The organism is Synechococcus sp. RS9916, assembly GCF_000153825.1.
Classification (GTDB): Bacteria; Cyanobacteriota; Cyanobacteriia; order PCC-6307; family Cyanobiaceae; genus Synechococcus_C.
Window position 1 is genome coordinate 966,904 of the sequence record NZ_DS022299.1, and the last position, 12,526, is coordinate 979,429.

12 protein-coding genes and 1 tRNA gene are annotated in these 12,526 nt (G+C 62.4%); 9 read left to right on the forward strand and 4 right to left on the reverse strand.

Annotated features, from left to right (window positions below; genetic code table 11):
• Positions 1–5 precede the first annotated feature (5 nt).
• Both RS9916_RS05230 and RS9916_RS05235 read left to right on the forward strand, forming a co-directional pair.
• Complete coding sequence (locus tag RS9916_RS05230; RefSeq protein ID WP_007098231.1) at positions 6–1,199, forward strand: histidine kinase; 1,194 nt, start codon at positions 6–8, stop codon at positions 1,197–1,199.
• Positions 1,200–1,242: 43 nt separating this feature from the next.
• Positions 1,243–1,315: transfer RNA gene (locus tag RS9916_RS05235), tRNA-Glu, on the forward strand.
• Between the two features lie 167 nt (positions 1,316–1,482).
• Here RS9916_RS05235 and RS9916_RS05240 read toward each other — a convergent pair.
• Positions 1,483–1,953: an SRPBCC family protein gene (locus RS9916_RS05240; protein ID WP_156777615.1), complete on the reverse strand. Its 471-nt coding sequence runs from the start codon at positions 1,951–1,953 to the stop codon at positions 1,483–1,485.
• A 258-nt stretch (positions 1,954–2,211) separates the two neighbouring features.
• On the opposite strand from RS9916_RS05240, the gene RS9916_RS05245 reads away from it, so the two are divergent.
• The 7 genes from RS9916_RS05245 to RS9916_RS05275 all read left to right on the forward strand — a co-directional run bounded on the left by RS9916_RS05245 (position 2,212) and on the right by RS9916_RS05275 (position 9,507).
• The gene (locus tag RS9916_RS05245) at positions 2,212–3,390 is read left to right on the forward strand and encodes a phycobilisome linker polypeptide (protein WP_007098233.1); all 1,179 of its coding nucleotides are present in this window, start codon (positions 2,212–2,214) and stop codon (positions 3,388–3,390) included.
• Between the two features lie 155 nt (positions 3,391–3,545).
• On the forward strand, positions 3,546–5,072 hold the full coding sequence (zwf, locus tag RS9916_RS05250; RefSeq protein WP_007098234.1) for a glucose-6-phosphate dehydrogenase: 1,527 nt from the start codon (positions 3,546–3,548) through the stop codon (positions 5,070–5,072).
• A gap of 67 nt (positions 5,073–5,139) precedes the next feature.
• Positions 5,140–6,423, forward strand: a complete 1,284-nt coding sequence (locus RS9916_RS05255; protein WP_038023321.1) for a glucose-6-phosphate dehydrogenase assembly protein OpcA — start codon at positions 5,140–5,142, stop codon at positions 6,421–6,423.
• A 48-nt stretch (positions 6,424–6,471) separates the two neighbouring features.
• Entirely contained in the window at positions 6,472–7,902 is a 1,431-nt protein-coding gene (locus RS9916_RS05260; protein WP_007098236.1) for a cobyrinate a,c-diamide synthase, read from the forward strand.
• Between the two features lie 17 nt (positions 7,903–7,919).
• Positions 7,920–8,171 carry an acylphosphatase gene (locus RS9916_RS05265; RefSeq protein WP_007098237.1) on the forward strand — a complete coding sequence of 84 codons (252 nt, stop codon included), beginning with the start codon at positions 7,920–7,922 and terminating at the stop codon, positions 8,169–8,171.
• A gap of 11 nt (positions 8,172–8,182) precedes the next feature.
• Positions 8,183–8,773: a histidine phosphatase family protein gene (locus tag RS9916_RS05270; RefSeq protein ID WP_007098238.1), complete on the forward strand. Its 591-nt coding sequence runs from the start codon at positions 8,183–8,185 to the stop codon at positions 8,771–8,773.
• 47 nt (positions 8,774–8,820) lie between these two features.
• Positions 8,821–9,507, forward strand: a complete 687-nt coding sequence (locus tag RS9916_RS05275) for a GAP family protein (RefSeq protein WP_038023324.1) — start codon at positions 8,821–8,823, stop codon at positions 9,505–9,507.
• Between the two features lie 7 nt (positions 9,508–9,514).
• On the opposite strand, the gene RS9916_RS05280 is transcribed toward RS9916_RS05275, so the two are convergent.
• The 3 genes from RS9916_RS05280 to crtE are packed head-to-tail and all read right to left on the reverse strand — an operon-like array spanning position 9,515 to position 12,479.
• A complete protein-coding gene (locus tag RS9916_RS05280; protein WP_007098240.1) occupies positions 9,515–11,011 on the reverse strand; it encodes an AAA family ATPase in 1,497 nt (498 codons plus the stop codon).
• Entirely contained in the window at positions 11,008–11,523 is a 516-nt protein-coding gene (locus RS9916_RS05285; protein ID WP_038023327.1) for a divergent PAP2 family protein, read from the reverse strand. The genes RS9916_RS05280 and RS9916_RS05285 overlap by 4 nt, the downstream gene beginning before the upstream one ends.
• A gap of 2 nt (positions 11,524–11,525) precedes the next feature.
• Positions 11,526–12,479, reverse strand: coding sequence for a geranylgeranyl diphosphate synthase CrtE (gene crtE / locus RS9916_RS05290; protein ID WP_007098242.1), 954 nt, complete (start codon positions 12,477–12,479; stop codon positions 11,526–11,528).
• Between the last annotated feature and the right edge of the window lie 47 nt (positions 12,480–12,526).

Sequence of the window (12,526 nt, forward strand, 5' to 3'; positions counted from 1 at the left end):
ATAAGGTGAACGTCAACTTTGGCAATCACCGTCCAGTGGATGGGGAAGCTTCCGATCAGCGACAGCATCTGAAGCTTTTGCTGGTGGCAGGCAGGCATCACTTGTCCAGTGGAGACCTGCGGTCGCTGATTCAATTCCTGGAAAGCGACGACTGCGGCTTTGAAGTGGCCCTGCAAGTCGCAGACCCCATCACCCATCCGGAACTGCTTGAGCTGCACAGGCTGGTGGTCACCCCGGCACTGATCAAGCTCCAACCGGCACCAAAGCAGGTGTTCGCCGGAAGCAGCATTAACCAGCAGCTACGGGGCTGGATGCCGCGCTGGCAAGAAGACGAGGTGGTGAGTGATCTGGCCATCAGCCTCAAGCCCACCGATCTCGATGGGAGCCGAACGCAACGGGAGTTGCAACTGGAGGATCAACTGCTGGTCTTGCGTCAGGAAAACGAGACCCTGATCGACCGTCTCGAAGCGCAGGAACGGTTGTTGCGCATGGTGGCCCATGAACTGCGCACGCCTCTGACGGCAGCAACCCTGGCGCTGCAGAGTCAGCAACTGGGGCAGATCGACCACAACCGATTTCAGGACGTGCTCAAGCGCCGCCTGGAGGAAATTGCGCTGCTGTCAAAGGATCTGCTCGAAGTCGGCAGCACACGATGGGAGGCCATGTTCAATCCCCAGCGCCTCAACCTGGCCACTGTGGCGGCCGAAGCGATCCTGGAACTGGAGAAGCAATGGCTCGGCCGGGACGTCACGGTCCAGACCGATATCCCCACCGACCTGCCGAAGGTCTATGCCGACCAACGGCGCATGCGTCAGGTGCTCCTCAACCTGTTGGAAAACGCCCTCAAATTCACACAGGACGGCGGCCAAGTGAGCTTGACCATGCTGCACCGCACCAGCCAGTGGTTACAAGTGAGTGTGTGTGACAGCGGGCCAGGCATCCCGACCCAGGAACAGGAGCGAATCTTTCTCGACCGTGTGCGGCTCCCTCAGACCTCAAGTGAAACGTCCGGTTTTGGGGTGGGTCTCTCGGTCTGCAGACGCATCGTTGAAGTGCACGGCGGCAAGATCTGGGTGGTGTCGGAACCAGGCGAAGGAGCGTGCTTCTTCTTCACTGTTCCCGTCTGGCAGGGACAGGACCAAAGCAAGCCAGAGCAGGATGCGACCAGTGTCTTGACGGAGGGTCAGTCGGACCCGTAATTTCAACTGGTGGTCGGGAACACATCGCCCCGAACACGGCCTCGCCCCCATCGTCTAGAGGCCTAGGACACCTCCCTTTCACGGAGGCGACAGGGGTTCGAATCCCCTTGGGGGTATAACAAAAGCCTTGATTCACCCAAGGCAATCGAATTGAAGGCATCCACATATGGGTGCTTTTTTGTTGCAGGACAGTACCTATTTGTCACAACAATGCGTTGTTGCAGGTCCTTCAACCTGACCCACAAAACATGGATTGAATCGCAATCAATTCAGCAGAGGAGTGTTATTGAGGCCCTTGACGGCGCAAGGCTTCCTGCTCAACTGCCAACAAATTGTCCGATAGATCACTGCGCAGACGCTGCTCAATCAAACCCACCGGCATCCCCATGCATCCCTGAACCGTCAGGTCGTAGAGCAAGGACGTTCCATCGGGCAGGGCCTGCAGACGCCAGGACCCTTCGAAACGCCGGAAATCACCTTTGATCATTCGAAACCGCAGCAAACCCTCAGGCCGATGCTCGGTGAGCTCCAGTTCAACTTGAGCAGAAAATTTCAGTCCCAACAATTGCTGACTACCAACCTGAACGAGGTGAACGCAGTTGTTCTTGCGCGAAACAACAGAGCTGCTACTGAGGTTGGGTATGAAGCTGCTGAGCTGGTCGTAATCAGTCAGAACTTTCCACAGCAGCTCGAGACCAAGGGGAGTTCGCAACTGGACTGCTAAACGGCGCGTGCCCTGCGGCAAACGCTCCATGGTCTGCTCGATGGTCTGTCGGCGCACACCGAATCCAGGCAGCCCCTTGAACAGAGGCCTGGATTGAACGGCAGTGGGCTCAGAGGACGCCAATGGAAGGTCGCAGTGAGAACTGGGAGATATTTACTCGGACTTTAAGGTCGCTCTGCACAAATTGGCCTCCACGTCTGTGTCTCGCATTGCAGCTCACGACAAAGAAAGGGGCTACAAAACCGCATCACGCCTATGATCGCGCCGTTTAGTGATTGAACACACCCCATGCGCGTCAGCACTGCTGGTTCTGGTGGATCCGATGAGCGGATGTTCACGGTCATCAGCCAGGTACCCCAAGCAGATCGCCAACGCAAAACCGAGCGTTCCTATTTCGTCCCCTACAGCCGTTTAGAGGCGACTCTGCGCTTCATCACCTCCAGCGGTGGTCAAGTGCTTTCGGTCACTCCAGCATCGGAGTCGCCCGCAGCATCCGATCAACCCAAGCCGACTCCTGCAAAGGCTGTCCCCTCCAAAGCCTCTTCGAAGAAAGCCCCAGTGACGAAAAAACCCGCCCACCAGGCTGTTCCGGTCAATCTCTACAAGCCGAAAACGCCCTTCATCGGCACCGTCACCGAGAACTACAGCCTCCTGCAGGAGGGTGCCATCGGTCGCGTGAATCACATCACCTTCGACCTGAGCGGTGGAGAGCCCCATCTCCATTACGTCGAGGGCCAGTCGATCGGCATCATTCCCGATGGCGAAGACGCCAAGGGCAAGCCGCACAAGCTCCGCCTCTATTCGATCGCCAGCACACGCCATGGTGATGACATGGCGGACAACACCGTCTCGCTCTGCGTGCGTCAGCTGCAATACGAAAAGGATGGTGAAACCATTAACGGTGTCTGCTCCACCTTCCTCTGCGACATCGAACCTGGCGCCAAGGTGAAGATCACTGGCCCCGTGGGCAAAGAAATGCTTCTTCCTGACGATGAAGAAGCCAACGTGATCATGTTTGCCACCGGCACCGGCATCGCACCGATGCGGACCTATCTGCGCCGCATGTTCGAATCGTCTGAGCGCGAGAAGAACGGCTGGAACTTCCGTGGCAAGGCCTGGCTGTTCATGGGTGCTCCCAAAACGCCAAACCTGCTCTACGACGACGACTTCAACAGATATGAGAGCGAGTACCCCGAGAACTTCCGCTACACCAAGGCCATCAGCCGCGAGCAGCAGAACACCAAGGGCGGTCGCATGTACATCCAGGACCGCGTTCTGGAGCATGCCGATGAGATCTTCGCGATGATCGAAGATCCCAAGACCCACGTCTATATGTGCGGTCTGCGCGGCATGGAACCCGGCATCGACGAAGCCATGTCGGCAGCAGCAGCAGCCAAGGGGCTCGATTGGAGCGTCCTGCGTCCCCAGCTGAAAAAAGCCGAGCGCTGGCACGTCGAAACCTATTGATCCTCTGGTCGATCGCTTCAGCGCAGCCCGCCACCAAGGCGGGCTTTTTTATTGGGCGCTTGATGTGGAGTCAGCGACAAAACATGGCAGGGAAGCTGAAGGTTGCTGTCTGTTACACGAATCCTGGTTAAACCTGCGTCAGAGCCTGGTGATCCATGAGCGCCACGATGACGACGAACCCCTTGCGGGTTGGCCTCCGTCAGGAACGGGTGATTGCACCGCAGTGCCTGGTGATTTTTGGCGCCAGCGGCGATCTCACCCACCGCAAGCTGGTGCCCGCCCTGTTCGAACTGTTCCTACAGCGACGACTCCCCAGCGAATTTGCCGTGCTGGGCTGTGCTCGGCGCCCCTGGAGCGATGAAGAATTCCGCTCCAAGATGGCCGCCGCCATGGGCGACAAGGTCAGCGAAAATCCGCAGGCCTGGGAGCAGTTCTCCGCAGGCATGTTCTACGAACCGGTGGATCTGCAGCAAACCCAGGATGTGGTGAGGCTCGGCACCCGCCTCGATGCCATTGACCGGCTCAGAGCCACACGCAACAACCGCACCTTCTACCTCTCGGTGTCGCCCAAGTTTTACGGAAGTGGTTGCCGTGCCTTGGCGGATGCAGGCCTACTGCGCGACCCAGAACGCAGCCGTGTCGTGATCGAGAAGCCGTTCGGCCGTGATTACAGCAGCGCCCAGGCTCTGAACAAAGTGGTGCAATCCTGCGGCCAGGAAAATCAGATTTTCCGGATCGACCACTACCTGGGCAAAGAAACAGTCCAGAACATCATGGTGTTGCGGTTTGCCAACACGATTTTCGAACCGATCTGGAACCGCAACTACATCTCCAGCGTGCAGATCACCGCAGCGGAGACCGTCGGGGTCGAGGAACGCGCTGGTTACTACGAAGGCTCAGGAGCCCTGCGCGACATGGTGCAGAACCATCTCACGCAGATGTTGGCGATCACCGCCATGGAAACCCCAGGCCGGTTCGACCCGGAGGCAATCCGAAGCGAAAAGGCCAAGGTGCTGCAAGCGGCGCGATTGGCCGATGAGCTGGAGCCCTGGAATTGCTGCATTCGTGGTCAATACGGCCCAGGAGGCAGCCAGGCCGCTCCGCTGAAGGGGTATCGCGAAGAGCCTGGCGTGGACCCCAACAGCACCACCGAAACCTATGTGGCGATGAAACTGTTCATCGACAATTGGCGCTGGCAAGGGGTGCCCTTCTACGTGCGCACCGGCAAGCGTCTCGCCAAACGACTGAGTGAAGTGGTGCTGACCTTCAGGGAAGCACCCGTGCATCTTTTCGATGCCGCCGGAGGCAGCCCCACGGCCAACCAGCTCATCCTGCGCATCCAGCCCGACGAAGGAGCCGAATTCCGCTTTGAAGTCAAGTCTCCTGGGTCAGGCATGCGTAGCCGACCTGTGGAAATGGAGTTCTCCTACGACGAATCCTTCGGTGAGCCGTCCGATGAGGGCTATGTGCGCCTCCTGGCCGACGCCATGCTCAGTGATCCCACCCTGTTCACCCGGAGTGATGAGGTGGAGGCCGCCTGGCGCCTGTACACGCCGCTACTGGAACTGATCGAAGACAGCCCCTGGCGGCTGCCGATCCACCCCTACGAATCCCGCACCTGGGGCCCCGCCGCTGCCGATTCGATGTTGGCCCGCGATGGGCTGCTTTGGCGACGCCCCTGAGGCGGTCTTCAACAGTTCGACGATCACTGACTTCCCTTCGCCTCCAGCCCTCTCGCCTCGCGCTCCTATGTCACCCCAGCTCACCCTTCAGACCCCCCTGGAGCTCCCCCCCTCGGAGGTACCCGGTTACCTCGAGCAGCTGTGGACGAAGGACCAACCCGGCTCCCAAGGCGCCCACACGTTCTGTTTGCTCGTGTGGCAACCGGCCTGGGTGGAGCAGCAGCTGCTCCGCACCGGTCGGATCAATGGCCCCATCACAGGTGTGCAACAGGAGAACGTGATTGCCGCGGCCCGACAAGTGGTGAGCGACAGCGATCTCCCCCTGAACACGCCGCCCTTGAGCGCTGAGGTGAGTGAGGCCCTGGCCAAGATGAGCGGCGACGGTCGAGGCGATGACCTGCGTGGGCAACACGTCGATGCCGCGGTGAGCGCGCTGCGTCCGCGCCGATTGATCACCCTGGCCCCGAGCCTCGACAGCACCCAAGGGCTGGAGACCCTGGTTGCGGCCTACTGCCCACTCCCCGAAGAAGGTGGGGGGACAGCCGCCTGCGGCGACGTGGTGGTGCTGCGGGGTGGCCATACAGCCCTCAAACAAGGCCTCACGATCCTGCAACCGTTACTTCCAGAGGACCTTCCCTCCTGGGTGTGGTGGAACGGCAGCCTGGATGAAGCCCCAGAACTCCTTCAACAGTTGGCCGTACGCCCCCGCCGGCTGATTCTGGACTCCGCTGTCGGGGAGCCGGTGCACGGTCTGGATCTCCTGCGCAAGCGAATCGAAGCGGGGCAGTCGGTGAATGACCTCAACTGGCTGAGGTTGCGGAGCTGGCGCGAGACCCTGGCCATGGTCTTCGACCCTCCTCAGCGCCGGAATGCCCTTGGCCACGTGGTGCAGCTGGATATCGATGTGGAAGGCGAGCATCCGGTGCAAGGTCTGCTGCTGGCCGCCTGGATCGCCGATCGCCTCGGCTGGACGTTGAACAGCCGCCACGACGAGCCCGACCACAGCATCACGGCCATCTTCAGCCGTGCCGATGGCGCGACCGTAAAGTTCCGGCTCGCGGCGGTGCCCATGGGGCAACCGAGCATCCACCCCGGTCAGATCGTGGGGCTGCGCTTGATCTGTCAGCCGGAGAACCAGCCCGCCGCCTGTGTGATTCTGTGCGCGGAATCCGGCGGTTGCATGCGCCTGGAAGCAGGCGGGATGGCCAGCATGGAACTGATTGAGGAAGTGGTGCCTGTGCAGCACAGCCCGGTTGAAGCCGATGTGGCTCGCTTGCTGGAAGGCGGACACGACACCACCAATCCCTTGCTGGCGGCAGCGGCGCCCCTGGCTGCGAAGCTGATCCACTGATCCACTGATCCGCCTCGGGCGGCACACCCTTCACCGCCCACGTCGACCATGGCCTGCCTGATCGCTGCACCGGCCAGTGGCAGCGGCAAAACCCTGCTGAGTTTGAGTTTGATCGCCTGGGCCCGCAGCCGTGGGCTCAGTGTTCAGCCGTTCAAGGTGGGGCCCGACTACCTCGATCCCCAACTGCTTGGTGCCGCAGCAGGTCTGCCCTGCCGCAACCTCGACCTCCCCCTGTGTGGTGAAGCCTGGGTCCGAGACAGCTTCCACGGCCATGGCGGCCGCACAGAGCTGTGTCTGGTAGAGGGCGTGATGGGGCTGTTTGACGGCATCGGCCCCACCAGCGAAGGCAGCAGCGCTGCAGTGGCTCGCCTGCTGGGGCTGCCCGTGGTGCTGGTGGTCGATGCAGGCGGTCAGGCCCAATCCCTGGCTGCCCTGGTGCGGGGGTTTCAGCTCCATGACCCTGCCCTGAACCTGGCGGGAGTCGTACTGAATCGAGTGAGCACGCCACGCCATCGGCAACTGATGCAGGAGGTGCTGGATGGCATTGGCGTGCCCCTGCTGGGCTGCCTGCCTCGCACCGTTGATCTGGAACTCCCCAGTCGCCACCTGGGGCTGGCGCCAGCCCATGAAATCGAGGCCTTCCGCCAACGGCTTGATGCCTGGGCGCGATTGGCCGATGAGCACCTTGAGATGGAGGTGCTGCGACCGCTGCTGGAGGCCCCTGCCATCGGCCCCGACCCGGTGCAACAACAGTGCAGCCGACAACCGGTTGAAACTCCCCAGTCGCCACTCCCAGTGGCCGTGGCCAGGGATGAGGCCTTTCATTTCCGCTACCCGGAGATGCAGGACTGGCTGGATGCCCTCGCGATGCCGGTGATTCCCTGGCAGCCCCTGGCTGATGAACCGCTACCGGACGAGGCTTGCGGCCTGATCCTGCCGGGGGGGTTCCCTGAGCTGCATGCCGCCGAGCTCAGTCAATGCGAACGCAGCCTCTCCAGCCTGCGCGGTTGGTTTGGCCAGCGCCCGATCTACGCCGAATGCGGCGGCATGTTGTTGCTGGGGCAGAGCATCACCGATGGGAGCGGGCAATCCCACGCCATGGCGGGAGTGCTCCCTTTTCATGCCACAAAGGGGCGACTGCAGGTGGGCTACCGGCGGCTTGAAGCGGAGCAAGACGGCCTCCTGCTCCGCCGCGGCGAGACGCTGACAGGCCATGAATTCCATCGCTGGGAACTGAGTGCGGAAACTCCATCGGCTGACTCAGTTGGCAAGTTGCGGCCCCTTTGGCAGGTTGAAGGGTGGCAGGTTCCCCGTCGGAGGGAAGGATGGAATCACCCAAGTCTTCACGCCAGCTGGGTCCACCTCCACTGGGGCGGATGCTGGACGATCTCATGCCGATGGCGCGCCGCAGTCGAAGCCGCAACGGGCAAGACCGCGGTCGTTTCGTCACCCGACAGAAACCCAAGACGGTTCAGCTGAACGAACGCTGGAGACTGATGGTGGAAGGGGAGGTGCAAGGGGTCGGCTTTCGCAGCACCTGCTGCCGGCGTGCCACCGAACTGGGGTTGAGCGGCTGGGTGCGCAACCTCAACGATGGACGGGTGGAAGTTCAGATTGAAGGCCCCAGCCTGCAGCTGAACGAATTGCGTCTGTGGTGCGAACGGGGGCCGAGCAGCGCCACTGTGAGGAAGGTGCGCCTAAGCCATCTACCGGTCACCGGAGATGACTGGTTCGAAATCAAGCCCTGAGCCGATCGTCGATGAACACCCGACAGCTCTGGCTACTGCGTCATGGGGCCACGGAATGGGCCCTCAACGGACGCCACACCGGCTCCACCGACCTGCCCCTGTTGCCGGAAGGAGAAACCGAGGCACGGGGGTTGGCTCCTGTGCTCAGCCAGCACTCCTTCGCTGCGGTGTTCAGTTCCCCGCTGCAACGGGCCAGGCGCACCTGTGAGCTCGGCGGCCTGGGTGACCAGGTTGTGGTGTTGGAGGCCCTACAGGAGTGGAGCTACGGCGATTACGAAGGCATCACCACGGCCGAGATTCAACGCGAGGTGCCCGACTGGTCGATCTGGACCCATGGATGCCCGAACGGGGAAGACGCAGCAGCGGTTCAACAACGCTGCCAACAGGTGATCGACCGCGCCATGGCCGTGACCGAGCCAGGGGATGTGGCCCTCTTTGCCCACGGCCATCTGCTGCGGGCCCTCACCGGCACCTGGCTCGGCCTGGGCGCGCAGGGAGGAGGGCTGTTCAAGCTGAGCACCGGTTCGATTTGCGTGCTGGGCCATGAACACGGTCAGCGGGCCGTGAGCCGTTGGAATGCACCCACCTCGGGTGCCTTCTGAGTTGTGACTGCGGCAACATCAACGAAAGCACCGCAGGATGCGCTGGGATGAGCGACACCACCCTCTGGGCAGAACTGCTGGCCTACGGCGCTGGCATCAGCCTTTCGCCCATTCACATTGCCGTGTTGTTGCTGCTGCTGCTGGGCCCCAATCCCGTGGCTCGCGGAGGCTGGTTTGTGGCCGGCTGGGTGATCACCACCCTGGCGACGGTGAGCCTGCTGCTCACCGTGGGGCACACCCTGGTGCTCGACATGACCCAAGGCTCCGACCACCGCACCGGACTGGATCTTCTGGCAGGTGGCGCCCTGATCGCCATTGGTGTCAAAGAACTGCTGAGGGCGTTTGCCGATGGCGACAACCCACCCAGCTGGACCCGAAGCATTGACCGGTTTGTGGCCATGCCCTTGCCTTTGCTGGTGGGATTGGGAGCCATCACCGAGGTCGCCAGCCCCGACGACCTGTTCTTGTTCGCCAAATCCGCGGCCGTGGTGTTGGCCGCTGGGTTGCCCACCTGGCAGGAGCTGGTGGGCCTGCTGGCCTTCACCACCGGTGCCAGCCTGTTGCTGATGCTGCCGTTGGGCGCTGTGCTGATTGGGCGGGAGAAGGTGCTGCCGCTGCTGGAGAAAGGCAAGCAGGTGTTGTTCGCCCGCGGGGAGCTGGTGGTCAGCGGCGTCAGCCTTGCCCTTGGTGGCTATCTGGGCTGGCAGGGGATCAGCGGCCTGATGCTCACCTGAACAGGCCCTAAGCCAGGGCGTCCTGCCAGCGCTGGCTCAGGGCCGATGGAGCCTGACGACCGACCAACCAAACGGCGTGGCGGGCCCGGCTCACCGCCACATAAACCAACTGACGGCGCAGGGCCAGATCCTGGGGCCAGAAGACGTCATCGGCCACAAACACCTCCCCGAAACTGCTGCCCTGACTGCGGTGCACGGTCAGCACGGCTGCAGGCCCGAGAGAGGCGAAGGCATCGCGAATCAGAAAAAAGCGGCGCCACAGCGGGCGGCCATTGCGCTTGCCCGCATCACGGGCCTGGGTGCGCAGGCGCTGCAACACCCTGTCGAGCTGCTGGCGTGCCTCACTCCCCACCGGTGGCTGCAGCCGCAGCGTGAGCTCCAACTCACCACAACGCACCCGGGCATTGAGGGTGTCAATCACCGGTGTGCCCAGGCCACCCAGTGACAGCTGGCCGCCGCCATTGAGGTCGGCATCACTGAGGCCGAATTGGCTGAGGTCACAACGCTCTGGTGTGACGTCTTCCACCACCAGTTCCCGGTTCGAGCCCAGCACCAGATCGGGTTCCTCCCCGGTTTCTGCCCCATCCCTGGAGGCGGGTGCCATCACCGCAGTGCGGGTGATCAGCACCTCACCAGGCAACACCGGCATCTGGTCGGCCATCTCACCATGAATCGCCCGGCGGGCATGGGGAACCAACTGCTCCAGACTGCGATTGGTCCAGCAAAGAATGCGGGCCGCATCGGGGTTATCGCAGACCGAAGCCTGTTTGAGCGCCTCCTGAGCACGCACGAGCCAGGCGGAGCGATCGAGACTGGCCACACTTCCCTGCGGCGTGGAGCACAGCGGCAGCAACGGCGGACGCTCACAGGCCAGGCTGCCTTCCCGCAGACAACTCGCCAGCTGCAGAACAGGCCCCTGATGTCGCACCACCTGCTGCAAACAGGCGGCGTTGGCGCGCTCCATTGCGAACACCGGACTGTCCGCCTCTCCAACAGGCGGAAGCTGCGCCGGATCCCCCACAAACACCAGACGGGTGCGGAAAGGGTGAGCGCATTGCAGAGCCACCTGCAAAAGGGAGCTGTCGACCATCGACGCTTCATCGATCAGCACCAGCCCCAGATGCTCCAGGGCCATGGCTGTCTGCTCGGTGGGCTCACACAACTCACGGTCGCCCTGGCGCTTGAGCTTGAGGCGCAGCAGGCGGTGAATCGTGGAGGGATACCAGGTGGGCTGCAAGCCTTCGAGATTGAGGGCCTGGCGCAAAACACCGACTGCTTTATGGGTGGGCGCCACCACGGTCCAGCACAGCCCGGTGGCCTCCACCATGCGCAACAGGCGCATCGACAGGAAGGTTTTGCCACTGCCGGCAAACCCGCTGAGCACAAAAGGGACCCCAGGGGAGCTGCTCTTCAGCCAGGCAGCGAAGGCATCGGCCGCCTCCCGCTGATCATCCGTGAGGTCTGCGGTGAGATCCCCGGGGAAGGGGGCTTCGGCGTCACTCACCCGATTGCCTGACCGATGCGATGCGCCAGCTCCAGTGGAGATCCTGCCCAGGCCAGTCCGGGCAAAGCAATGGCTGGGCCCAGCAGGCTGCCCACCAGCACCTCAAGACGCGAGTGACCAAGAGTTTCCTTCAGGGGCTTGGCCGGGGTCTCCTCCCAAGCACTGTCGGGGAGGGCGTTGACGCGGGCTGCGGTGAAACCGGCAGCGCGGCGAATGCCGCTGGCGTCGTACATCACCACAAAGGCCACAGTGGCGGCCAAGGCAAACAACGGATCATTGAATCCGCATTGCCAGCCCACCCCTGCGGCTGTGCCGGTCACAAGGGCGGAATGGCTCGATGGCATCCCACCGGTTTCGATCAGAACGGCAGGCCGCCAGCGGCGATGCAGCACTAGTTCAATCAGCAGCTTGGACAACTGGGCCAAGCCGCAGGCGACCAAGCCCCAGGCGAGAACCCCGTTATCCAGAAGCTGAGCGGCTGGAGAAAGGCTGGAGAACAAGACAGCGTGCATGGTCAGCAATCACGCCCGATCACGTAATCCGCCAGGGCCAGGAGCGGTGCGGCCTGCACCGAACCACCTCCAACTGGCTTGAAAGCATCCAACGAGGTCTTGGCCTCCTGAATCAAGCCCTTGGCCCGCAGACGGGATTCCTCAAGACCCAGCAATTTGGGATAGGTGGTTTTGTCAGCGATCAAATCCTTACCGGCGGTTTTACCGAGCACATCGCTGCTGGCCGTGACATCAAGGATGTCGTCAACAATCTGGAAGGCCAAGCCGATCCCGCGGGCATAGGTGCGCAAGGAATCCAGTTGGGCCTCATCGGCACCGCCGATCAGGGCACCGGTGATCACGCAGGCCTTGAGCAGCGCACCGGTTTTGTGCAGGTGGATGTATTCGAGGGTGTCGAGATCGACATCCTTGCCCTCGCATTCCAGGTCGACCACCTGGCCGCCCACCAAGCCGGGGGCTCCCGCCACCAGCGACAGCTCGGCCACCACCTTGAGCAAACGCTCGGCAGGCACCCCTGGGCTGCGCAGCGACACCATCTCAAAGGCGCGGGTGAGCAGGGCATCGCCCGCCAGGATCGCCACAGCGTCGCCGTACACCTTGTGATTGGTGGGACGACCACGGCGCAGGTCGTCGTTGTCCATGGCCGGCAGATCATCGTGGATCAGCGACATGGTGTGGATCATCTCCAGAGCCACAGCGGTGGGCATGGCCAGAGCTGGATCCCCACCCGCCAGTTCACAGGCCGCCAGGCAGAGGATCGGTCGCAGTCGCTTGCCCCCTGCCAGCAGGGAGTAGCGCATCGCTTCTCGCAAGGACTCCGGACGCTCGGGACCAAGGGAGTCGTCTAACGCGGCCTCGACCAGCTGCTTCTGAGAGCCCAGGTAGGCCTTGAAATCAAAGGCTTGCTGATCACCCCCTGACCGGGCGCTCTCGGAACTGGTCGCCGCGGCGGTCATGGGGTGAGATCATGCTGGCGGGATTCTCTCAGGCCAAGGGGCCACTC

Bases quoted from the DNA above. Each gene is read 5' to 3' on its own strand.
- RS9916_RS05240 (WP_156777615.1), bottom strand. From the start codon at position 1,953: ATGGAGCGTTTGCCGCAGGGCACGCGCCGTTTAGCAGTCCAGTTGCGA.
- RS9916_RS05245 (WP_007098233.1), top strand. From the start codon at position 2,212: ATGCGCGTCAGCACTGCTGGTTCTGGTGGATCCGATGAGCGGATGTTC.
- zwf (WP_007098234.1), top strand. From the start codon at position 3,546: ATGAGCGCCACGATGACGACGAACCCCTTGCGGGTTGGCCTCCGTCAG.
- RS9916_RS05255 (WP_038023321.1), top strand. From the start codon at position 5,140: ATGTCACCCCAGCTCACCCTTCAGACCCCCCTGGAGCTCCCCCCCTCG.
- RS9916_RS05260 (WP_007098236.1), top strand. From the start codon at position 6,472: ATGGCCTGCCTGATCGCTGCACCGGCCAGTGGCAGCGGCAAAACCCTG.
- RS9916_RS05265 (WP_007098237.1), top strand. From the start codon at position 7,920: ATGGTGGAAGGGGAGGTGCAAGGGGTCGGCTTTCGCAGCACCTGCTGC.
- RS9916_RS05270 (WP_007098238.1), top strand. From the start codon at position 8,183: ATGAACACCCGACAGCTCTGGCTACTGCGTCATGGGGCCACGGAATGG.
- RS9916_RS05275 (WP_038023324.1), top strand. From the start codon at position 8,821: ATGAGCGACACCACCCTCTGGGCAGAACTGCTGGCCTACGGCGCTGGC.
- RS9916_RS05285 (WP_038023327.1), bottom strand. From the start codon at position 11,523: ATGCACGCTGTCTTGTTCTCCAGCCTTTCTCCAGCCGCTCAGCTTCTG.
- crtE (WP_007098242.1), bottom strand. From the start codon at position 12,479: ATGACCGCCGCGGCGACCAGTTCCGAGAGCGCCCGGTCAGGGGGTGAT.